General features: G+C 57.8%; 19 protein-coding genes. 4 read left to right on the top strand and 15 right to left on the bottom strand.

Going from position 1 to position 21,285, the window contains the following annotated elements; translation table 11 throughout:
- Positions 1 to 16 precede the first annotated feature (16 nt).
- Together BSY240_RS22315 and BSY240_RS22310 are read right to left on the bottom strand one after the other, a co-directional pair.
- Positions 17 to 778, bottom strand: a complete 762-nt coding sequence (locus BSY240_RS22315) for an SDR family NAD(P)-dependent oxidoreductase (protein ID WP_069044139.1) — start codon at positions 776 to 778, stop codon at positions 17 to 19.
- Positions 775 to 2,493, bottom strand: a complete 1,719-nt coding sequence (locus tag BSY240_RS22310; protein ID WP_150127573.1) for an IlvD/Edd family dehydratase — start codon at positions 2,491 to 2,493, stop codon at positions 775 to 777. The genes BSY240_RS22315 and BSY240_RS22310 overlap by 4 nt, the downstream gene beginning before the upstream one ends.
- Before the next feature lie 78 nt (positions 2,494 to 2,571).
- Between BSY240_RS22310 and BSY240_RS22305 the strand changes: the two genes are divergently transcribed.
- Positions 2,572 to 3,246 (top strand): GntR family transcriptional regulator, encoded by a 675-nt coding sequence (locus tag BSY240_RS22305; RefSeq protein ID WP_069044137.1) that lies wholly within the window; start codon positions 2,572 to 2,574, stop codon positions 3,244 to 3,246.
- Between the two features lie 134 nt (positions 3,247 to 3,380).
- Here the strand turns inward: BSY240_RS22305 and BSY240_RS22300 are convergent, their stop codons facing one another.
- Genes BSY240_RS22300 through BSY240_RS22290 form a run of 3 tightly spaced genes read right to left on the bottom strand, consistent with a single transcriptional unit; the run spans position 3,381 to position 4,878 of the window.
- Positions 3,381 to 3,668: a YciI family protein gene (locus tag BSY240_RS22300; protein WP_069044136.1), complete on the bottom strand. Its 288-nt coding sequence runs from the start codon at positions 3,666 to 3,668 to the stop codon at positions 3,381 to 3,383.
- Positions 3,668 to 4,132, bottom strand: a complete 465-nt coding sequence (locus BSY240_RS22295; RefSeq protein WP_069044135.1) for a nuclear transport factor 2 family protein — start codon at positions 4,130 to 4,132, stop codon at positions 3,668 to 3,670. Before BSY240_RS22295 ends, BSY240_RS22300 begins: the two co-directional genes overlap by 1 nt.
- Positions 4,132 to 4,878 carry a dimethylmenaquinone methyltransferase gene (locus BSY240_RS22290; protein WP_069044134.1) on the bottom strand — a complete coding sequence of 249 codons (747 nt, stop codon included), beginning with the start codon at positions 4,876 to 4,878 and terminating at the stop codon, positions 4,132 to 4,134. Before BSY240_RS22290 ends, BSY240_RS22295 begins: the two co-directional genes overlap by 1 nt.
- Positions 4,879 to 4,981: 103 nt before the next feature.
- Here BSY240_RS22290 and BSY240_RS22285 point away from each other — a divergent pair, with 103 nt between their 5' ends.
- The gene (locus BSY240_RS22285) at positions 4,982 to 6,589 is read left to right on the top strand and encodes an IclR family transcriptional regulator domain-containing protein (protein WP_083229770.1); all 1,608 of its coding nucleotides are present in this window, start codon (positions 4,982 to 4,984) and stop codon (positions 6,587 to 6,589) included.
- On the opposite strand, the gene BSY240_RS23815 is transcribed toward BSY240_RS22285, so the two are convergent.
- From BSY240_RS23815 to BSY240_RS22240, 9 genes are all read right to left on the bottom strand, one after another.
- Positions 6,534 to 7,412, bottom strand: a complete 879-nt coding sequence (locus BSY240_RS23815; RefSeq protein ID WP_083229769.1) for an aldose epimerase family protein — start codon at positions 7,410 to 7,412, stop codon at positions 6,534 to 6,536. The genes BSY240_RS22285 and BSY240_RS23815 overlap by 56 nt on opposite strands.
- Position 7,413: 1 nt before the next feature.
- Positions 7,414 to 8,511: a mandelate racemase/muconate lactonizing enzyme family protein gene (locus BSY240_RS22275; protein ID WP_236759408.1), complete on the bottom strand. Its 1,098-nt coding sequence runs from the start codon at positions 8,509 to 8,511 to the stop codon at positions 7,414 to 7,416.
- Entirely contained in the window at positions 8,508 to 9,311 is an 804-nt protein-coding gene (locus tag BSY240_RS22270) for an NAD-dependent epimerase/dehydratase family protein (RefSeq protein WP_171901626.1), read from the bottom strand. Before BSY240_RS22270 ends, BSY240_RS22275 begins: the two co-directional genes overlap by 4 nt.
- Before the next feature lie 8 nt (positions 9,312 to 9,319).
- Entirely contained in the window at positions 9,320 to 10,606 is a 1,287-nt protein-coding gene (locus BSY240_RS22265; protein ID WP_069044131.1) for a TRAP transporter large permease, read from the bottom strand.
- The gene (locus tag BSY240_RS22260; RefSeq protein WP_171901625.1) at positions 10,606 to 11,088 is read right to left on the bottom strand and encodes a TRAP transporter small permease; all 483 of its coding nucleotides are present in this window, start codon (positions 11,086 to 11,088) and stop codon (positions 10,606 to 10,608) included. The genes BSY240_RS22265 and BSY240_RS22260 overlap by 1 nt, the downstream gene beginning before the upstream one ends.
- A gap of 70 nt (positions 11,089 to 11,158) precedes the next feature.
- Complete coding sequence (locus tag BSY240_RS22255; protein ID WP_069044129.1) at positions 11,159 to 12,145, bottom strand: C4-dicarboxylate TRAP transporter substrate-binding protein; 987 nt, start codon at positions 12,143 to 12,145, stop codon at positions 11,159 to 11,161.
- Between the two features lie 369 nt (positions 12,146 to 12,514).
- Positions 12,515 to 15,139, bottom strand: a complete 2,625-nt coding sequence (locus BSY240_RS22250) for a DNA-binding protein (protein WP_069044128.1) — start codon at positions 15,137 to 15,139, stop codon at positions 12,515 to 12,517.
- A complete protein-coding gene (locus BSY240_RS22245; RefSeq protein WP_069044127.1) occupies positions 15,136 to 16,260 on the bottom strand; it encodes a metallophosphoesterase family protein in 1,125 nt (374 codons plus the stop codon). Before BSY240_RS22245 ends, BSY240_RS22250 begins: the two co-directional genes overlap by 4 nt.
- 305 nt (positions 16,261 to 16,565) lie before the next feature.
- Positions 16,566 to 17,567, bottom strand: a complete 1,002-nt coding sequence (locus tag BSY240_RS22240; RefSeq protein ID WP_069044126.1) for an AraC family transcriptional regulator — start codon at positions 17,565 to 17,567, stop codon at positions 16,566 to 16,568.
- 286 nt (positions 17,568 to 17,853) lie between these two features.
- Here BSY240_RS22240 and BSY240_RS22235 point away from each other — a divergent pair, with 286 nt between their 5' ends.
- Positions 17,854 to 18,870: an NAD(P)H-binding protein gene (locus tag BSY240_RS22235; protein WP_236759407.1), complete on the top strand. Its 1,017-nt coding sequence runs from the start codon at positions 17,854 to 17,856 to the stop codon at positions 18,868 to 18,870.
- 104 nt (positions 18,871 to 18,974) lie between these two features.
- On the opposite strand, the gene BSY240_RS22230 is transcribed toward BSY240_RS22235, so the two are convergent.
- Positions 18,975 to 20,057: an aldo/keto reductase gene (locus BSY240_RS22230; protein WP_069044125.1), complete on the bottom strand. Its 1,083-nt coding sequence runs from the start codon at positions 20,055 to 20,057 to the stop codon at positions 18,975 to 18,977.
- Between the two features lie 209 nt (positions 20,058 to 20,266).
- Between BSY240_RS22230 and BSY240_RS22225 the strand changes: the two genes are divergently transcribed.
- On the top strand, positions 20,267 to 21,166 hold the full coding sequence (locus BSY240_RS22225) for an AraC family transcriptional regulator (protein WP_171901624.1): 900 nt from the start codon (positions 20,267 to 20,269) through the stop codon (positions 21,164 to 21,166).
- Positions 21,167 to 21,285: the final 119 nt, after the last annotated feature.

Genomic DNA, 21,285 nt, shown 5'->3' with positions numbered 1-21,285 from the left:
TTTTTGAAGCTCGGTGTCAGGCCCAGCCGCCATCAGCGATCACACTTTGCGCAGTGATCGCGGCAGATTGGTCAGAAGCCAAGAACAGTGCGACGCGCGCAATATCGGCTGGGTAAAGTCGTTCCGGCAGGCACTGGCGCTCGGCGCGCATTGCGTCGGCTTCCGGAGTGAGCCAATGCGTCAGCTGTCGTTCGGTCATCGTCCAACCGGGCGCGAAGTGGTTCACCCTGATTCTGTGGCGGCCATAATCACGAGCCATTGCTCGAGTTAAGCCGAGGACTGCGGCCTTGCAGGCCGAGTAAAGAGGCATCCCCCCCATCCCGAGGATCCAGGAATGCGATCCGAAATTGATGATGGATCCGCCTCCGGCCTCGATCATGTCTGGCAATACTGCCTGCGCTGCAAAGACCTGATGCTTGAGGTTCACCGAGATCCTGGATTCGAAATAGGCGTCTGTTAAATCCTCGATCCGGTGACGTTCATCGTTGGCAGCGTTGTTCAAAAGCACTGTTATCTGGCCAAACACTGTGCGGATGCGCCCGATTGCGGCCTGAAGCGCGGCCGTACTTGTCAGATCGGCCGCTTCAAACCTCACGAGGAAACCCTTTTTGGTCAGAGTATCGGCCAAGGCATTGCCCCGCGCCTCATCGATGTCGATGAATCCAACTTTGGCTTGCTGGTATGCGAAGGCCTCGACCAGTCCTTCGCCGATACCGCTGGCACCCCCGGTTATCAAAACGGCTCGGCCTGCAAGATCGGGGTAAATTGCATAGGTCATCGACCAGCCTCCTCATCAATTCCTTCAAAGGTAAGAAAGTTGAAGTCACAGCCCCTGTCGGCCTGCAGCACAGAATGCATGTGCAACCATTCGAACCCCCGTGTGGCGCTTGGTCCAGGGGAAGGCAAGGCTGCTTTGCGGCGTGACAGCTCAGCGTCGTCAACCAGCATATCGATCCGCCGTCCCGGCACATCGAGCCGGATCAAGTCACCGGTCTGTACCAAAGAAAGTGGTCCGCCGACTGCGGCCTCAGGCGTGATGTGCAGAACAATAGACCCGAACGCCGTTCCGCTCATGCGCGCGTCGGAGATGCGGACCATGTCCTTGACGCCTTGGCGTGCAAGCTTACGGGGGATCGGCAGATAGCCTGCCTCGGGCATGCCCGGTGCTCCCTTGGGACCTGCATTTCGCAAGACGAGAACACTATCCGCCGTTACATCGAGATCGTCGCTGTCGATGCGTGCAGCCAGATCGGCCAGATCGCTGAAGACCATAGCAGGCCCGACATGGTTCATTAAGGCATTCGAGGCCGCCGCCTGCTTGATGACGGCTCCGCCTGGCGCCAGATTGCCCCGCAAGATCGCCATGGCACCGCCACTATAGACAGGGTCGGAGATCGGACGAACCACATGCTGGGCAAACGACGGTGGGGCGTCCGCCAGATTGTCTGCGAGCGTGCGCCCGGTGACGGTCAAGCAATTGCCCTCAATCAGGTCACCCAGTTCCCGCAGGAGTGGTGCTAATCCACCGGCCTCGTGCAGGTCTTCCATATAGTGTTGTCCGCTTGGCTTCAGATCGATAAGTACTGGGGTCTGTCGCCCCATGGCATCAAACTCGTCCAGGCTGACGCTGATGCCTCGTCGTCCAGCTATGGCCGTCAGATGTATAAGCGCGTTTGTTGATCCACCTGACGCCAGAACAACCCGCAATGCGTTACGGATGGCAGCCGGTGTAATGATCTTGTCCGGTGTCAGGTTTTCTGCGGCCATTGCCACTGCGCGTGCGCCGGTGCGCTCAGCGCTGCGGCGGCGCTCTGCAAATACGGCGGGAATGGCAGCGCCGCCTGGTAACATCATTCCCATCGCCTCGGTTGCCATAGCCATGGTGCTTGCAGTGCCCATGACACCACAGGTGCCAACGGTTGGAGCCAGTTCAGAGTTCACCTCGGCGATCTGGCCCTCATCGAGGTCACCTGCCCGAAACCTTGCCCAGAAGCGGCGGCAGTCTGTACATGCACCGACCCGCTCACCGCGCCAGTTGCCAGCAAGCATTGGCCCCGTCACCAATAAGATTGCAGGTATGTTGGCACTGGCAGCGCCCATCAGGAGAGCAGGTACAGTCTTGTCGCAGCCACCGATCAAAACCACGGCATCCATGGGCTGAGCCTTGACCATTTCCTCTACGTCCATCGCCATCAGATTGCGAAGATAAAGACTAGTGGGCGATGCAAAGCTTTCATGGATGGAGATCACCGGGAAGCTCATCGGAATACCACCAGAAAGCAATACGCCTCGGCTCACGGCCTCAATGAGGTCCGGAACATTACGATGGCAGGCATTGTAGTCGGAAGCTGTATTGATGATCCCGATGATGGGTCTTTCAAGCGCATCATCGGTATATCCCATAGCCTTGATGAAGGCCTTGCGCAGGAACACCGAGAATGCCGCGTCGCCGTAGTTTGCCAGCGCTTTTTGCATCCCGGTCTTGTGTGCCATGTTAACCTCCGCCATTCTCCATAACAGAGCTACAAGATTGCTAACAAGATTGTCAACAATTTTCGCAGAAGTGCCATCATGCTTGAATCGACGCCTGCAGACACCCCCGATCGCCTTGCCCAACTGGTCGGCGCACTAGAAGAAGAAATCGTCCTTGGCTGGCTCCAGCCGCGCGAACGGCTTGTCGAAGAGACGATTGCCGAACGGTTTTCGGTCAAGCGACATGTCGTACGCGAGGCTATCTTCGAGTTGGAGCGGATGGGGCTCGCAGAAAGACAGCCCAACAAGGGCGCGTTTGTTCGCGTACTGGATCCGGATGAGGTCGCACAGATCTATGAAGTGCGCATCTCCCTCGAGACCCTCGCTGCCGAACGAATTCCCTTGCCACCACCACCGGAAATTCTCGAGGAACTCCGTCGGGTTCAGGCCAGACATGACGGGGCTGTCGCCGGTGCGGATCCCCGCGGGGCTTTTCGGGCAAACATGCAGTTCCACTCAACCTTCTTCGCCGCCTGCGGCAACCTGCATCTGGCCGAAATGATCCGTCTGTCCGCACAGAAAGTACATGGCGCACGCTCGCTCACCGCGGTCAATCCGGACTATCTCGAGCGCGCGCGGAAAGAGCACTGGGGCATCATCGGTGCACTGGAGCAAGGTGACAGAAAGGCCCTGGTGGAGCTTTGCAGATCGCACATCCTACCATCGCGTGACGTTTACATTGCAAGCGCTTCACTGAAGCGCCGGCGTGATTGAGTTTTTTAGCTACACGAGCGACTCGCTGCCGCTTGAGGCGGCAAGCGGGAAGAAACATGATTGCGCATAGCGTGGATGAGGAAAGCGCGCGATGCGTTACATCCGGCTTTCATGCCGTGTCACAATGGCCGATGCTATAGATCCCAGTTTACCCGCTGAAACTCGAGGATTTCAATCTGCTCCCAGACCCCCTCACGTACAAACGGTTCGGTCAATAGCCAAGCATCAAGGGCCTCTTTGTTTGGAAAGTCGCACAGAACCACAGAGCCCACCATGCGACCAACGTCATCCAGAATGGCTCCGCCATCGATGATGTTACCCTGTTGCTTGAGGCGTTTGACGCTTGCCAGATGCTCCGTGCGAGCAGAAAGACGGCGACCAAGTGCATTTGTGCCATCACGGCAGATCAGTGCGAATTGCATCAGTCGGATCTCCCCGGAACGCTCGGGGGCGACAGGTGATATCCCCTTTCTTCATAATCGAAGTCTTGCAAACAATTGATCGGCCGATCATGATTCACAGGGCTCGCATAATAGGCACGTATCTCAACGATCCGCGTGATGTCATGGTTGAAGATGTACCACTCATCGCCGCGCAAGACTTGGCCGAGCGCCGTTTTCCAATGGGTCCACTCGATCACCGCCTCGCGCCCGTCAGAGCTTGCCAAAACCTTTTCGATTGTCCACTTCGAGCCTAGATTCTCCACACACCGCAACCATCCGTCCGCGACCGCCTCGGCACCCCGCCATGGAGCGCCCGGCAAACCGGGAGGAAAGTAATGGGTTCCATCCGGTGTAAAGCAATCGATCAATCCTTGCCGATCTGCCGCATTGCACATCATGAAATAGTGACGGATCAGCGCTTCAGCCTTCTCTGGACCAGTCATCATGGAGCTCCCTTGGACCGCAGAGTTTCAAACTCGGCCAGCGTTTCGGAGTTAGCCGGATAAGTCCCCCAAAGAGGCGCCCCGGCATCGATCTTGGTAAACAGGAATGCTTCACGCTGTTCCTGTTCCAGCGCGTCCTGGGCAACATCTGCGGCAATATGGCGAGGTATTACCGTCACACCGTCAGCATCGCCCACGATGATATCACCGGGATACACCGCCACATCCGCGCAACCGATCGGCTCATTGATACCGACAGCACGGTGGAATGCCGGCCGTGTCGATGCCGTATTGGCCCGACAATAGGCGGGAATTGGCATGGCTTTAATTTCGGTGCCGTCTCGGAAAGCACCGTCGGTGATCGCAGCCACAGCACCGCGCCGCATGAGCCGTGTCAGCAGCATATTTCCTGCTGACGCTGCACGCGGATCATTCCTGCTGTCGATGACCAGAACCTGGCCAGGACCTATGGTTTCAACGGCTTCCCATTGCAGATTATCCACACCGCGTTTGTGCAGATCCCCCAGGTCCCAGTCCTTGTCTTCACGGCTGGGAATGAACCTCAACGTGAAGGCCTCGCCGGCAAAGCGTCCAGTGGTTGGGCTCAGCGGGGCCAATCCGACCAGGAACTGTTGACGGTAGCCTCGCTTGAACAGCTGGGTCGTCAGCGTTCCCTGTCCACATTGCCTCAGCATGTCGAGCACAGCCTCAGAAACCGGGTCACTGTCCCGAAAACCTCTATCCATGTCTTTCTCCTGTATCGACTGGTCCGGTGAGGGCGTCAGGGAACGGTGTCATGGAGATCACAGGACTTCAACAGTAGGCGGATCAGGAGTCTCATGATATGAGATGGTCGAGCGTCTATGCCGCTCCCTCAACCAAAGGGACACCATCAGTGTGAAAGATCCCAAGGCGATACCTGCCGGAGCCGCACTGATCGGCAAGGCGATTGATATATTGGAAGCCATCAGCCACAATGGGGGGGCGGCTGATCATGCGCTGTTGTCGAAATCCTGCAATCTGTCGCGACCGACACTCTACCGTATTCTACAGGCGCTCTCTGCGCGCGGCCTCGTTCGTCCAGCTGACAGTCAGTTCATGCTTGGATACGGCTTTCTGGATATGGCAACCCAGGTATGGGCGTCTTCCGATCTGACCACGGTTGCGGCCGGCGAACTGAAGCGCCTGCGAGATATCACTGGTGAGACGGCCTATCTGGCTGTGATGGAAGGTGCGGGCGTACTTTCGATAGGTCGGTTTCAGGGTGCGCATTCCAAACGTTCTTCAGCTGCACTTGGCTCAGTCAAACCGCTGCATTGCACCTCCCAAGGCAAGGCGTTTCTGGCACATTTACCGCAGGCTCAGCGGGATCGCCTGCTTGAGGGCTCCTTGGTCGCGCTGACTGAGCGCACGATTACCGACCCTATTCTCCTTGACGTTGAGCTCGCCAAGACCCGTGCGCGTGGATATGCGCTTGATGACGAAGAGATCGTCATGGGTACTCGTTGCGTTGGCGCACCAGTGCTTGACGATAGCGGAATGCCCATTGCTGCGGTCTCGGTGGCCGGTCCAAGTTTTCGCATAACTCTCGCGCGGACAGAGTATCTTGGGCAGGAGGTTAAGGAGGCCGCTCACCATATCGCTGCACGACTGACCCCTCGCAAGGTGGGGCAGGTCAGTGCGCTCGACTACCTGCCTGTGACGGAACAACCAGGATTTCATGGACTTGATCCTCATTGGAACGCAAAATCGGGGGTTTTGAGTTGGGCAGATCGCTATGCTTCTGCATTGCTCCAGCGGGATACATCGGGCCTGGTGACAGAAGCTGCTACTTTTTCGAAGCGAATTGAGGCGTTCGCGATGACAAAAGCAGTAGGACCTGCCGTTTTCCATGAAGACGAGGTCGTCTTTCCAGAACTCGGTCGCCGCACGCCCTTTATCGGGTTCAAGGTCCTGGCAGGATGTGCTGATCAGGCTGACAATCTCTGGGTTTCCACATCTGAGAACCGGCTCGGGCGTTTGCGCGCAGACGGAAGTTTGATCGACACGATCGATTTACCCTGCGCAGCGACATCCCTCGCGGCCATGCAGGATAGAAGCGTTTTTGTTGTATCGGCAGAAGGCGGCAGCCTGCATCGTTTTGACCCGACGACGCGTCGACTGAGATTGTTTGCGAACATCTCACGCGCCGCGGGGATGCCTTCAGGAGTGGCAGACGCCGGCGATGGAGGATACTGGCTGGCACTGACTGGTGGTTGGAGCGTTCTGCGCCTGAATGATGTCGGTGAAATTTCTCAAAGCTCGGCATTGCCAATTGCAGACGCGACCGGCTTGTGTGTCGGCGAGGATGGTCGAGCGCTCTTCGTGACCTCGGCGCGTCACAGACTGCGTCGTGAAGAGCTCATTCACGCGCCGTTATCCGGTCATGTATTCCGTCTACCGGTGGGAACGGGTTGAGCATAACATCAAAGCGGAAATGACATACCATGGTGGCACCCGGCGCAATCGGCCCCATGTCCGGTATGCCTGGCTGTGTCAGGGCATTCGCCAAATGGCTGACCGGCTCCACACAAGCATGGCGCCCAACCGGTTGATGGATCACCAAATGCGGCAACTCAACTGGTTTATGAAACCTCAAACATAATCCAGTGGGAAGATCCAGGCGCACGCGGGTCCATTGTGCAAGATAAAGCGTTTCGCCGCTCAGTTCGCCACGCTCAACAGGGCCGGAGCCGGGCAGATAGTCCGCCTGGATTGGCCAGCCGATCAATGCATCGTCGCGAATGCGGATCGGGCGTGGAATATAGGGATGCCAGCCGAGCCCCCCTGGCATCGGGACCTCATCAATATTGGTGAGGCGCAGAGTGACGTATAGACCGTTTGGGTCAAGCTCAAGCACCTGAGCTGCCTCGAAGCTCCATGGCCATGTCTTGTCACCGCGGCGGCACAGCTTCAATTCGGCCATTTGCCCTGTCCGCCTGCCAAGCATCCACGGCAATCGGCTACCCATCCCATGGAGTGCATGGGGAAGACTGGACGGGTGCGGCTCCAGTTGCGCTTCACGCCCCGCGAATTGGCAGCGAGCATTGGCGACACGATTGTGAAAAGGGACCAGCGGATAGGCTCCGGCGCGGGGCCAGTTTTCAGGATCAAAAACTGTGTCGACAACCGGCAGCAAGATATCGCCACCGCTCCTGTGAGAAAAAGAAGTGAGCCGACCTCCCCAGGCCGGCCGCAAGGTGAGGCTGAGGGGCCCGGCCTGCAGGACAACGTCCACCATATTACGTCGTGCGATACTGGGCAATAACAGCCGGATCAGGTTCGATCCCCAGCCCTGGCCCCTTCGGACGCGTGATGCGTCCAGAGATCGGCAACGGCATGTCGGGGTAGAGCTCTGCCTCCGGCCATATATACAAGTGTTCGAAGATCGCGTCGCCTGACAGAATGCTGCAGAGCTGTAAGGTGGCTAGATAACCCGGACCGAAATACGGTGAGTGGGGCATCAAGGTCAGTCCGGCCGTTTCCGCAAGCGCGGCAATCTTGAGGAATTCCGATACACCCCCAACCTTTGTGACCGATGGCTGCGGATAGCTGACGGCTGCCGATGAAATCATCTGAGCGAATTGCCAGTGGGTACAGAGGTTTTCGCCCGCCGAAAGGGCAAGGCCATGCCCTGCCAGATCCGCAAGACCGCTGAAATCTTCCGGAGGAAAAATCGGTTCTTCCAACCAGAAACATCCGATTTCGCCCAACCACCGCGCCATTTTGCGCGCCTCGCTCATGGACCAACTGCAGTTGACGTCGACCATCAGTGCGCTCGTGCCGCGGGCGGCATCACAGGCTGCGATCTCAGGCCTTGTGACCTCATGCAACTTTATATGACCATAACCTTCGCTATACGCACGCTCAGTAAATGCTGCCGCCACGTCTGCATCTCCATAGCGAACGAGGCTCGCATAGGCAGGAATGCTGTCGCGGGGAGTAACAGCCAAGAGGTCTCCCAGCGACTGCCCCGCAGCTTTTGCTTTTAGATCCCAAAGCGCGATATCCACACCCGAAAGGGCGAACATCGTTATACCGTAGCGTCCAAATAAGGCCATCCGCCTCTGAAGTTCCTCTCCCAGGGCTGCTGGATCAAAGGTGGGCTGACCGATCAGCAAAGGTGCAATGGATCTGTCCATCATCGCCTTTACGGCCTCTGCGCAAAAATAACCAAATGCTTCACCCCAGCCAACGCGGCCTTCGCTGGTTTCGATGCGGATCAGCACGATATCGAGCGCGTTCCAACGCGAAGGGGTCAATCCCTCCCCCGCGCCGCCATCGGTAAATGGAATCGACAGCAAGATTGTCTCAACGTTGCGGATGGTCTCAGATCTCACGATTTGCTCCAGTTGTGAATGTCGGCCTGGAAGTTCGCCGCAGCAAAAGCACCGCCTATAGCAAGGCCAGCCATACCATCCGATGGCGACTGATCGGCGATCCCAGGATCGGCCAAATGATCAATGGCAGGGTCAAGCGGACTGAAGCCTAATTCCTTGGCGCTGCTCGTGTCAAAAAAAGGATCCGGGCATTCACCACAGGCGAAGAGCGCACGATGCCCAGGATCCTCTCGCTGCAGAGCGATGACAATGAGCGAAGCGAGATCTCGATATGAGATCCACATGTGACTTCGTCGCTCATCAGGGACATCCGGCCCGCAATTTCCGATCCGCAGGCTCGTGGTCGCCATTCCATAGGCATCACCATAGAGCGCCATGACCGCCTCACCCCAGACCTTTGAGACGGCATACCAGCCGTCCGGACGAGGGGGAGATGTCACAGCCAAAGGAGCACTTGTTCGTGGATGAAATCCCCAGCCGTGATTGCTGCTTGCAAAAGCAATCGGTCGAATGCGTTCTACCCGCGCCGCCTCCATCAAGTTCAGGACCGCTCGGTAATTGCTATTGAGCGTGGCTTCGAAGGGGATCGTCAGTCCATGAACGGCGGCCAAATGAAGGACTGCTTCGCAGCCGGCCACCGCTCGTGTCGCGAAATCTGGATCCGCCAGATCCCCTGTGACCTCTTCATCGCCCGGATGAAGCTTAGACACGGGGACAATATCCAAAAGGCGCAGCGCAAAGTGCGGCCGCAAAAAGTCGAGAATGCCCTGCCCAAGTCCACCGGCGGCCCCTGTGATCAACAGCCGCCTCATTGGCCCATCGCCTGATAGGGTAGCCAGGTCACCAGTGCCGGCACCAATGCCAGCAACAGGAAGACGGCCATCATAACCAGAAAGAAAGGCGTTGATCCCCGAATATATTCCCTGATCGTCACATTCAGCATACCGCAGACGGTAAACATAGATATTCCAAGTGGCGGCGTGTTGCTGCCCATCGTGATAATTGTCACCATGAGTACACCGACATGGATCGGATCATGACCTTGGGCGGTGAGAATTGGCAGGAAAATCGGCGTCAACAAAAGTACGTTCACCGTTGCCTCCATCAGCATGCCTGCAATCACCAGGAAACCCAGCACCAGCAAAAGAGTGAGCGTGGGGTTCTGCGTTACCGCCCCAAGCGCTTGCGCCATTCCGGCGGGAGCCTGTTCCAAAACGATTACGTGGCCCAGCACAGCCGCGACAATGATTATGAACATGATCATGCCGATATCGGAAAGGGACTGGCGCAGAGCCTCGACCAATTTGGAGAAGGTCAATTCACCATAGACGAAGAAGCCGATAAACGTAGAATACAACACCACGAATGCACCGGCCTCTGTGGCGGTGAAGATCCCAAAACGGAAACCCACGAGCAGAAAGACCGGGAACATCAACGCCCAGAACGCGCGCAGCGTGGCATTGGTCACATCCTTCAAGGTCGGCCGTGGCATGTCATCAGCGCCGTAACCAGCGCGTGCGGCAGCAATCCAGGTGTAAACCATCAGGGCGACCGTCAGAATCAGTCCGGGAATGATCCCCGCAAGCAAAAGACGGCCAACCGAGACATTTGCAATCACACCAAAAACGATCAACCCAATCGACGGCGGGATAAGGGCCGTGATGATCGATGAATAGGTGATGACGCCGGCTGCAAAGCCGCGAGAATACCCCTTGGCAATCATCGGCCCCCCGAGCAGGCGCGATTGCATGGCCGCATCTGCGACGGCAGATCCTGATATCCCGCCCATGACCAGGCTCAGTATGATGGACACCTGGGCAAGGCCTCCCACAGTCCAACCCACCATCACCTTGCTGAACTGAACCAGACGCTCGGCAATGCCGGAGGCAACCATGATATTGCCCGCCAAGACAAAGAACGGAATTGCCATCAAGGAATAGGATTGCGTCACCGCTACCATTTTTTGAACGGCGATTTGCGGCGGCAGGTATTCGCCCGTCAGGAATGTTGGTGCTGATGCTAGGAGAAGCGCAAAGGCTACAGGCAAGCCGATCAAGACGGCCAAGAGAAAAAGTCCGACACCAAGCAGCAGCATTACAAGCTCTCTTCCGGCGCACTCGCGCTCTGCAGGACGTCCATGATTGTTTCAAGGCTGGTCAGTGCCATCATTATGCATGCAACAGGGATGGTTGCCGCCACAAAGGAAAACGGTATCCCGGTCAAAGGGAGCGTCCGGCGATCCGCCAAAGCAACAAAATCGAGCGCAACGATTGCAAGCCAAACGACCATACCAAGGACAAGTATCGCTTGAACAAGCCGCAAGGCTGCCCTGTACCGTTTCGGTAACCGCATCGAGAGGAAATCGACAGAAAACAGGGTCGCGTTCCGATAAGCCACTGATGCCGATAGAAGGCATGTCCAGGCGAAGAGTATCTGCGTTACTTCGATCACCCAAATGCTGGGTACACCCAGAACCCGTGTCAGGGTCGCCCATGTCACCAGCCCGACTACGCCACAAAGTGCGAGCGCCGCGAGCCAAACCTCAGCCTTACGCAGTCTGAGATAGAATTCGCCCATTTTGTTCTGCCTCCTCACAGACGACGGCGCCGCCTCCATTCAAGCCGGCGCCGCCTTAATTCCTGAACGCTCAGTTTCGACCGAGTTCTGACCGGACGGCTTCCAGGGCCGGCATCAGTCCGAGTGCCTCAAGCTCTACGGCGGCAGCAGCCTTAAACTCAGCCTTATCGATATCGGAGATGGTGACGCCGGCAGCCTGCATTTTTGCAAAGTCTTGCTCCAGCTGGCCGACAACAAGGTTCGACATGAAGCGACCTCCCTCAACTGCCGCCTCTTGCACCAAAGCCTGATCTTCGGGGGAAAGTGTCTTCCACCAGAGGTCTCCCACCACTATCCCGGTAATCAGGTGAATGTGCTCCGTCTTGGTAACGTGCGTAGTGACTTCGTGAAACTTCGATCCGACGGCGCCCGAAGGCTGGGATTCGACACCATCAATGGCTCCCAATTGCAGTGCGGAATAGACTTCGCCCCAGGCCATGGGGGTTGGCGTGCCGCCAAGCGCCTTGCCCGCGGCGACCCAAACAGGCGCGCCCGGGGTGCGTATCCGCAAACCGTTCACATCAGCTCGACTTGCGATCGGCTTCTTGGTCATCAAGTTGCGAGGACCTTGATACCAGTTGAAGGCAAGCGTCACGAACCCGCTCTCAGCTCGCAGGTCTTCAGCCCATTTCTTGAAGGTCTGCGATGAAGTGAAGCGGTCAGCGTCTTCGTAGCTCTCAAAGACATAGGGTGCACCGATAATGCCGAATTCAGGCTTGAAGGTCGCCAGAAGATTTGGGTCGGTAAAGGCCGCGACGTTTCCACCCGCCAATGCCTGATCCTGGACTTCCTGCGTGTCGCCCAATTGGCCGTTTGGATATACCAGAATCTCGATCCGGCCGTTCGAACGCTCCTCGACCAGACGCTTGAATTCGTTAAAGCCGCGAATGATTGGATCGTTTTCAGCTTGAACCGAGCCGATGCGAAGACTGTGTTCTTGCGCTGCAGTCGGACCTGCAGAGGCGGTCAAACCCGCAATGACGAGTGCAGCGATGCTTCCGAAGATTGTGTGTCTCATAGTATCCTCCCTATTGTCGACTGGCACGATTGGCATGATCCAGCTCTTGTGCAAGCCTACAGAAAGGGACTTCGTCCGCAATCTTGGCTTTCCATTGCGTCTCACATTGTAAGAGCCGTCGATCACGTGGGGAATTCAGACGAGCGGCCTGCTTTCGCAATCATAGGAGCCTCGCGTCCATACAAGCGCCTATTGACGTGTCATTGATCCAGGCACTTTTCAGAGGTTTGGTCAGCCCGACTTGCATCGCTGTGTGACGCTCAAGCTTCGCGGTCCATCGGGCCACGCGGTCACAAGGCAGTATCTGTTGATACGTTCTTCACTGAGGTCTTGAGGGGGATACGAACATAGAACGCTGTCGAAGCGGCCCTACGTCTGCCAGTCCTTCATTTGCAGCACATTTCCTCCGAGCTTCTGAAACGCACGCTGCCGACAGGAGAACACGATAATCTGCTGGTCCCGAGACTGCCTGTGGAGGGCGTCGAACATCTTCTCAATGCGGTCGTCGTCCGAATAGACCAGGGCATCATCGAGGATGACGGGCGCGGGCCGGCCGTCACGTGCGAGAAGCCTCGCAAAGGCCAATCGCGTCAGTATGGACAGCTGCTCCCGCATACCGCCGCTCAGGCGGTCGACGTCTTCTTCCTGTCCATTACGCAAAATGGTCTGGGGCAGAAGCGTCCTGTCATCAAAGGTGATCGAGACATCGTCGAAAAGAAGTCTCAGCAGCGGTCCGAGCTCAGCCATGACAGGCTTGAGGTAGAGTTCGCGAGCCTCAGACCTGGCATTTTCCAAGGCGGCAGTCACACGCTGCAGGACCGCCACCTCCTTCTCGTATGCAGCCACCCGCGCGGTCGCCGCAGTGAGCGCCTCCGAAGTCTCGCGCCATTTTTCTTCCACGGCCTCTTCGGATTGCGCCCGTATCTCTGCGTTCAGTCCGGCCATGGTCTCCCGCAGCGCATTTATCTCTTTGTCGACTGCTGCTTCGATCGAGCGAGCACGCGTCAGCGCCGCCTCGATCGACGCGAGATCCCCGGCATCTGCACCCAATTTCAGGACATGTGCCTCCGCCTCAGAAAGGGATTGATCCAGATCGGTCAGCGTGGTCGACAACGAGCGCGCGCGCTCTGCACGAGCTTCTTCCGGCCCCAGGATAGCATCCACCTGCGCCCGATCGGACAGGAGGGAGGTCAATGTCGTTTCAGTGGCGACGAAAGCTTCATCGGCACGAGACTGGTCTGGCTCTACCTCTCGGAGGGCGAGACGCGCCTGCTTGCGGCGGTCTTCGGCTTGTGCCAGCTGGGTGCTAAGCAATGTCGGATCTTCGCTCAGGTCGAGAACCTCGAGGCTGATCGCGTCACCCGTAGCCACGTCCTGTCTGAGTTTCGCCAAACCCTCTGGAGCAATGAAGGACAGCCGGGCCCGCAATCCCCGCAGGTCACCATCGGCCAGCTGTGCCCTGGCTTGCCTGTCTCGCGCTGCAGAGAGGCTATCGACGCCCATTGAAGCCAGGAGGGCGGTTCGTGCCGCTTCTCCCAGCGCCAGTTGATTATCATCCCGACCAGGGCGGTTGGATCGCAGGATGATTGTCCCAATTCCTTCGACTTCAAGCCAAGCCTGTCCGTCGTAGGTCCGGTCTTCCCCATCTGTCAAAGGCTTGCCGTCGAGGGTCACCCTTCCGGCCGCCTCTGCCTCGTAGTGGATTGAGACTGAGGGGCGAGCGGCCTCATCGAAGGCACGGAGCTTGGCGATTTCGACTTCGCATGCTTGCAGCTCTTCGATGGACCTTGCCGAGATTTGCAGGAGGACGCGTTGCGCCTCACTCTCTTCAATGCTCTGACGGACCTTCTCTGCCTCGGCCAAGCGTTGCTTCAGGTCTGCCAGACGCTCGTACGCCTCGCGTGCCTTTGTTGCCGCGTCGAAGCGGGCAAGCCGCTCCCGGAGCTCCTGCTCCTCAGTCTCCGCGCGCTCAACGTCGTCACGTGTCTTTTTAATAGTGTCAGCTGCCTCGCGGCGCCGCGTTATCGCTTCGGTCCTCTTGCTCTGTGCAGAAGCTAGATTTTCTTGCAGAACGGCTGCCCTTTCCTGAGCTTCGATGAACGCCTTCAGTTCCCGCTCTGCTGCGTTTCGCCTCTCACGAACGAGCTTCAGTTCCGCTTCCGCCGTCTTAAGTTTCTCGTTCTGCGCCTTGACGGCATCGAATCTGCTCTGGGCTTTCTGAATGGCCGCCCTGCGTTCTTCTCTTTCTGAAGGGCTGTCGACTTCGATAAGCCTCGCTGCAGCGTTCGCACGTTGGTCCAGCGCTTGGCGCAAGCGGCTCACGTCAGCTGCCAGCCGCGCCTCATCATTGGCGAGCCTATCCCGTTCCTCAATCGCAGCTGCATAGCGACCGCCAGCTTTCGGTCTGCCGGTCGCCGTGACCATGTCTGAGAGGGCTTCCTTGGCTGCCGCCATGATCTCGGCCATCCGGCGCCCGCCGGTGACGGCTTCCACCTCTCCCTGGACGGATTCGAGCAAGCTCTGACGAACCTGTTTTTCCCCCTCTTCCTCGGTGCGGCTTCGCTTCTCAATACCGGTGATGCCTTGGCGCACCCAGAGGAGACCCGCAGGTCCGGAGGTCCCTCCCCTGATCAGGCTGGTGATGAAGTTTTCTGCCTCATCGGCCTGGGCGACGAGCCGGCCCGATGCCAGATCCACCACTCGGGCTGACCGCCCACCATAGTATTGCTTGGTAACTCGGAAGCTGCCCTCGCCGGTCGTGATATCGGCCTCGACCAACGGATTCCCACCGCTATAGGGGCGCAATTTCTGGACATCGCCCGGAGTGCCTGAATGAGGTTGGAAAAAGAGTGCATGCAAGGCTTCAAAGCTCGTCGACTTGCCGAACTCATTGGCGGCGCAAAGCACGTTCACGCCATCTCCGATACCTTCGATGGCAACGCCGCGACCGGCGAACCGTTTGACATTGAAGAGGCGTATGGCCGAGATCTTCATGATGTGACCGCCTGCGTATAGGAGTAGAGGCGCATCAAGGCCGCCCGCGCGATCCCGCGCTCAGACAAGGGTCGACGTTCATCTGTAGACTCGGCAAGCAGCGCATTGGCAGCTTCACGCAGGGCGCCGCCGCGATCGATCTGGTCTAGGTCTTCCAGCTCGCATTCCGTGACCAATCCATCCTGGTCCAGCTCCAGAAAAGCGAAATCCGGAACTGCCCTTTCCACGGCAGCGACAAGCTCCGCGCGCCCTGCCAAGCGGCTATGCCCTGATGCCACCACCCGGATCAGCGAGTTCCTGCGTTCCCTTGAGGCGGGTAGCAAGGAATTGAGAGCAGGCTCTGGAGCGTCGCCTTCAAGCAGATGAAGATCGAGGCGACGCCAGGCGAATGTCTCCGTGGGCAAGGCTCGAATATCCGGTATGCTCGATGGGCCGGCGATCGTGACCAGCAGAGCCGTACCGGGCGCATCATGTTTGAAACGGTCCGGCTCTGGCGTCCCACAATAATGGGTTCGCGGGTCCACACTGACCATGCCATGCCAATCGCCGAGCGCGAGATAGTCGAGCCCTGCGCGCCTTGCCCGGTCTGGTGCAATAACCTCGGAGGCGGCTGCCTCTTCCGAAAAATTGCGAATGGCACCATGGGCAAGCCCAATACGCAGCGTCCCATCGGGTGTGGCTTGACCGTCCATCCACTCCGTCAGGTCTCGGCCAGGCCGGCGCGTCGTGCATGGTGCGGGAAACAGGACCACACCTGTCGCAAGTTCGATCGGCCGGGGCTCAACGGCGAGGACGACGTTTTCTGGCGCTTCTGCATTCAACGCTGTCCAGAGCTGTGAGGCCTGCAAGGAATCGTGATTACCTGGCAAGATCACCCACTTGATCGCAGGATCATCCGCCATCTCGGCAAACGCCTGTCGTCGCACATGCGGTGCAGGTGTCTCAGTATCGAAGGTGTCTCCAGCCAGCAGGACCATTTTGGCGTTTTGCTCGCGGGCGTGTGCAGCCAGCCGCGCGATTGCGTGGTGCCTCGCTTCGCGCAACCGGCTGGGCAGGTCACCCTCGAAGTTGCCGAAACGCTTTCCGAGATGAAGATCGCTGGAATGGATAAAATGAAACATAGCTACTCGAGTGATGGGACGGCTGACATGTGCAGCGGCGACAGATTGACCGTACCCTCTAACTGCGCTTTGAACTGAAGCGGACGCGGTATGTCTCGCGCAATGCGCAGTCGTTTTCAATCGTTGTTTCCACCGCAAGTTTCCGGCGCTCTAAAAAGAGCCAAGCCGATAGAAAGACGAGCCGAGGCCCCTCGGCATATTGGACGGCTGTCGAAACTTGGGCGCTTGACAGGCGCGTGCAAAGATCTTGTTCAACGAACACGTCGTTGCAGTTCACTGACTTTGAAAACCAGTTGCCGAGCCGCTTAGCTTTGGCCGGAGGTCGAGTTCACGGTGCTGCCAACGAACCGTCGCGGCGTCTTTCCTAAAGTCCGTTTAAACGCTGCAGTGAAGGCACTTTCTGAGGAGTATCCGACCTCAGCTGCAACTTCGGCAACCGTCGTACCATCCCGATCGAGCCTCTTGGCTGCCCATAGCATCCGCCAAAGTGTCATGTAGCTCATCGGCGGTTGCCCGACGATCCGCGCGAACCGAACCGCGAAAGCGGTACGTGACAGGCCTGCCCGCTCGGCTAGTGTCGCGACGGTCCAGTGGTTAGAGAGGTCGTGATGCATGGCGGCAAAAGCACGTCGAAGGAATGGGTCCGCAAGCGCGGCGGTCCATCCAACCTGCCCCCCATCGCCCTCCTCCAGGTGCCGCCGCATTAGCTCAGTAAGTAGAATATGAGACAGATGCTCGATCGCACTCGCGTAACCGGGGCGGCGCAACTGAAGCTCGACGCCGATCTGTGCAATGGCCCAGCGTACGGTCTCCCCACTTACAGACTGGTCGTTGGCCGCAGCACGGATCGCGATCACATCTGGCAGCGTCGCCATCAAAATCTCCGAGGCCGGGCCATTCAGCAGAAACCGTGCCCCGGTCATGAAGAAGTCACCGCCGCCACCAAGCGTCGCAGTATCACCATGCGATGGCGCGGAATGCACCGTCTCTGCGGCATCACCAATACGGCTGCCGCTTGCAGATATGACGAACGCTCTGCCGCGCGGCAGCATCACACAGTCGCCGGTGTCGAGCCAGACGGGTTTGCCCCGGCTCTCGATCGCCAACCAGCAGCCCCCCTTCAGGATTCCGATGCATTTTACACCTGGGTGATGGGCATACCGTACTGACCAGTCGCCACCCGCATCAAGGCCCGCAGCGATGCAGTCGTGTGGCCTCAGCAAAGCAAGAATGTCGGAAAGGGGATCGGCGACAGCGAGGCTCACGACATGATCCTGAACGAACTCTACAGAAATGAGAACTGACATATATAGATCGTTCATTCAACCGAGTTTACGTTGGGTCATCAAACAAAAGGGCAACCAAGGTGATCTGGCAGCTGCACGTATTCTGGCTCGCCTTGAAGTCATGACCTTCAGCGGGTGCACACCGATGTGTGGGTGCAGGAAACGAACGTTGTGCGCCGCGTATTTGGCCGCTCACTGATAACGAAGGCTCATGTTTCGGTTCCGGTCGATTTCAAAAGGGTCGTTGTGCTGAGCAACTCGACTATGAACAACAACCTTGGCGCGAACTTAACGTCAAAAACCCCCTATGGAGAGCGCATTGATTCTTTTAACAACCCCCACGGGCGATATCGGTCGCCGCGTCCTTTCTCAGCTGCTCACAGCCGGTGCCAGTGTGCGCGTCATCGCCCGCAATGCGTCGAAACTGCCGCTAAATCCTGCCTTGGACGTTGTCGAGGGCTCCATGGCTGACGCCGATACCATCGCGCGGGCGCTGCCCAGCGTGACCCGCGTGTTTTGGCTGCCGCCTGGCGACGCCACCCTGCCCTCGCCAGAGGCCGCCTATGGCGGTGTCTCCAAGGCATTTTGTGACGCAGTTCCTGGATCCAGAGTGACCCATATCGTCGGCATATCAGCTCTCGGCCGCGGTTGGCCGAAGCCTGCCGGTCATGTGACGGCTACGCTGGCGGTCGACGATATGATCGCGAATACGGGAGCCCACTATCGCGCCCTGGCCTGCGCCTCACTGATGGACAACATTGGCCGCCAGGCCGAACCGATCCGCACCATCGGCCAATTCTTCCAGCCGACACCAGCGAACTTAAAGCTGCCACATGTGGCCAAGGCCGACGTGGCGCAGGTTGCGGCAGACTTGCTGCTGGACCCAGAGTGGACGGGCGTCGAGACAATCCCGCTTCTCGGGCCTGAAGACCTGTCGTTTGATCAGATGGCTGCGATTATGTCGGAGGTTCTCGGTCGCGAGATCGTGGCATCCGAACTGTCTATGGCCCATTTCGGTCAGATGATGCGCGAGTTAGGCGCGAGCGACGGTATGGCGCAAGCCTATGTCGAAATGCTGACGGCCAAGAACGAAGGGATGGATCACCTCGTCACTTCAGCCTCCAGGCGCGACACACCGACCACATTCCGGACGTGGTGCGCATGCGAGCTGCTTCCACTGGTGAGGGGGGTAACCGCTACCGACGATCTTGGCGCATGCTCACTGTCGCCGAGATCGTCCAAGCCCTTTGAGCCTTCCTCCAACAGCGCGAAATGCAACGACTTGCCTCATATGCCCTATCCGCAATATATGCGCATTTGCTGATCGTGTTGATCGATCAAAGGCCCGCGACGTCCGATTGCTACGTCGCTCGCAATGCTCCCAATACATTGTCAATTGACTGCATCGCCCGGTTTTGGGCCGTCCAACTAAACTTCTCTCTGGAAACTTCTGTTACCGAGTGACAGACGATTACGCTGACCTAACGAGGCGATCTGCTCACTCCGTCCGCCATCGAAAACCTCTTGCATCCACTGCGGATAGATCGAAGCGAGCTTGCTCACTGCGTCAAGTCGGTCAAGATCAGACTGCTTCAGCTCGATCGTCGTCGCGCCGAGATTATCTTCCAGCTGCTCTAGCCTCTTCGCGCCGAGCAATACCGTCGAGACGGTCTTGCGGTGGAGCAGCCACGCCAATGCAATCTGGGCTGGCGATGCGTCATGCGGAGCCGCAATGCTGCGCAGCTCGTCGATGAGGTCATAGGTGCGGTCGAGATCGAGAGGCGGAAAAGGCGTCGTGGCTCGACGAGCCTGCTTGTCACCCTCGGAGTCCCGATCGAACTTGCCACTCAACATTCCCCCTGCCAATGGGCTCCAACAGACAAGCCCCAATCCGGTGGCCGAAACGAGGGGGCCGATTTCATGCTCGATTTCCCGCCCGGCCAGCGAATAGTAGGCCTGCAGGCTGGAGAGTGGAGAGAGCCCGAGGCGCTCGGTCACTCCCATGGCCTGTGCGATCTGCCACGCAGCCCAGTTCGAAACGCCAATATAGCGTACCGCGCCCTGGCGCACGAGGTGATCGAGCGCACGCAAGCTTTCTTCCATTGGGGTCAGTGGATCAAAGCCATGCAGCTGGTAAAGGTCGACGTAATCGAGCTTCATGCGCTTGAGACTGGCGTGAAGGCTATCCAGAATATGCGCTCGTGACGATCCGCGGTCATTTTGCCCGCCACTCGCTTGTCCAAATGTCTTGGTCGAAACCAAAACGTCGTGCCTTCGTACTCCCAGGTTACGAAGAGCGAAGCCGGTGATTTCTTCAGACTGACCGTTCGAATAAACATCCGCTGTGTCGAGCAGGTTCACGCCTGCATCCAACCCGCACCGAATAATCTGCTCGGCGCCAGTCTGATCTACCCCGCCAATCGCACCCCATTGGCTCTTCCCGAATGTCATCGTGCCGAGGCTCAACTCAGACACAAGCAAGCCCGTACGTCCCAACTTATTATAGCGCATCTAATCTCTCCTCGGGGCCAGCAGCAGTTTGCGCGCCCCTGAAGAAACTACTTGTGCGGGATGAGGGAGCAGTAGCACGTTTCACTCGCATGATTGCACGATCCTCTCTCCTCAATGATTTTCTGATTGTCCGACGTGAGCGGGTGCCCTAGCCAATGATCCTCTAACCGAAAGAGCTCGGTACAACGGCCATGGAACCATCTAAGAAGATGATCGAGCATTTGCAGCAATCTCTGGTAGACGGTTTCAAGCGCTGGGCACCGAGCGAGGGCGCGACCGACTCGCAGGTTCCCGGGCTTACTTTCCACCGTCATCTGTCACCGACAGCCCCTCATGTCGGAATGATGGAAGCGAGTCTGTCGCTGGTCATTACAGGCAGAAAGCGTGTTGTCCTTGGCAGCAACACCTATGACTATGGCTTCACGCACTTCCTCCTCACGTCAATCGACCTTCCAGTGACGGCCTGGGTCACGCATGCTAGTCCGACCGAGCCGTATCTTGGAACCTTGCTCCGGATAGATCTCAGCGTTGTTCGCACCTTAACCTCGGAGATCAAGCGCAAGAAGCTTGGGGAGGCGACGCCTCTCGGCATAGCCAGCGCAACTGTGACCCCTGATCTTCTCGAAGCATTGTTCCGTCTGTGCCGGTTGACAGAGCGGCCGAACGAAATTTCGCTCTTTGCTGAGCCCATACAACGAGAAATCATTTATCGCTTGATCACGAGCTCCGTCGGTTCACGCCTCGTTGCCCTGGCGTCGATGGAAGGAGCCTCCAGCGGGATTGTCCGGGTGTTGGACTGGCTCAGGCAAAACTTTCGTGAGCGCCGATCAACAGATGATCTGGCCGAGATTGCTCGCATGGGCGTGTCGACCTTTCATCGGCACTTCAAAGCCATAACCGACATGAGCCCGGTTCAGTATCGCAAGCATTTACAACTCAACGAAGCGCGCCGCCTGATGATTGTAACCGGCCTCGACGCGGCATCTGCGGCGTATGATGTCGGTTACGAAAGTCCTGCTCAATTCAGTCGCGAGTATCGTCGCGAATTCGGCCAGCCTCCTATCTCTAGCATTGTCAGCCTCAGACGGTCGGTCCAGTCTGGAGATTGACCCATTGCTTGTTTGAAGACTGTTTTTTGCGGGACGTCGGTAGCTGTAGCGAGAGCTACGGTAGCCAACGCTTCGAGGCAATTCGTTCGACCGGAGAAATGATATCTGACATTTGATAT

This window comes from Agrobacterium sp. RAC06 (genome assembly GCF_001713475.1).
In the GTDB taxonomy this organism is placed as follows: domain Bacteria; phylum Pseudomonadota; class Alphaproteobacteria; order Rhizobiales; family Rhizobiaceae; genus Allorhizobium.
The sequence above is the reverse complement of the archived record's forward strand: the minus strand, read 5'-3'. Positions and strand labels throughout refer to the sequence as shown.

Excerpts from the sequence above, each read along its gene's own strand:
- BSY240_RS22315 (WP_069044139.1), bottom strand. The coding sequence starts at position 778 with ATGACCTATGCAATTTACCCCGATCTTGCAGGCCGAGCCGTTTTGATA.
- BSY240_RS22310 (WP_150127573.1), bottom strand. The coding sequence starts at position 2,493 with ATGGCACACAAGACCGGGATGCAAAAAGCGCTGGCAAACTACGGCGAC.
- BSY240_RS22305 (WP_069044137.1), top strand. The coding sequence starts at position 2,572 with ATGCTTGAATCGACGCCTGCAGACACCCCCGATCGCCTTGCCCAACTG.
- BSY240_RS22300 (WP_069044136.1), bottom strand. The coding sequence starts at position 3,668 with ATGCAATTCGCACTGATCTGCCGTGATGGCACAAATGCACTTGGTCGC.
- BSY240_RS22295 (WP_069044135.1), bottom strand. The coding sequence starts at position 4,132 with ATGACTGGTCCAGAGAAGGCTGAAGCGCTGATCCGTCACTATTTCATG.
- BSY240_RS22290 (WP_069044134.1), bottom strand. The coding sequence starts at position 4,878 with ATGGATAGAGGTTTTCGGGACAGTGACCCGGTTTCTGAGGCTGTGCTC.
- BSY240_RS22285 (WP_083229770.1), top strand. The coding sequence starts at position 4,982 with ATGGTCGAGCGTCTATGCCGCTCCCTCAACCAAAGGGACACCATCAGT.
- BSY240_RS23815 (WP_083229769.1), bottom strand. The coding sequence starts at position 7,412 with ATGGTGGACGTTGTCCTGCAGGCCGGGCCCCTCAGCCTCACCTTGCGG.
- BSY240_RS22265 (WP_069044131.1), bottom strand. The coding sequence starts at position 10,606 with ATGCTGCTGCTTGGTGTCGGACTTTTTCTCTTGGCCGTCTTGATCGGC.
- BSY240_RS22260 (WP_171901625.1), bottom strand. The coding sequence starts at position 11,088 with ATGGGCGAATTCTATCTCAGACTGCGTAAGGCTGAGGTTTGGCTCGCG.
- BSY240_RS22255 (WP_069044129.1), bottom strand. The coding sequence starts at position 12,145 with ATGAGACACACAATCTTCGGAAGCATCGCTGCACTCGTCATTGCGGGT.
- BSY240_RS22250 (WP_069044128.1), bottom strand. The coding sequence starts at position 15,139 with ATGAAGATCTCGGCCATACGCCTCTTCAATGTCAAACGGTTCGCCGGT.
- BSY240_RS22245 (WP_069044127.1), bottom strand. The coding sequence starts at position 16,260 with ATGTTTCATTTTATCCATTCCAGCGATCTTCATCTCGGAAAGCGTTTC.
- BSY240_RS22240 (WP_069044126.1), bottom strand. The coding sequence starts at position 17,567 with ATGTCAGTTCTCATTTCTGTAGAGTTCGTTCAGGATCATGTCGTGAGC.
- BSY240_RS22235 (WP_236759407.1), top strand. The coding sequence starts at position 17,854 with ATGGAGAGCGCATTGATTCTTTTAACAACCCCCACGGGCGATATCGGT.
- BSY240_RS22230 (WP_069044125.1), bottom strand. The coding sequence starts at position 20,057 with ATGCGCTATAATAAGTTGGGACGTACGGGCTTGCTTGTGTCTGAGTTG.
- BSY240_RS22225 (WP_171901624.1), top strand. The coding sequence starts at position 20,267 with ATGATCGAGCATTTGCAGCAATCTCTGGTAGACGGTTTCAAGCGCTGG.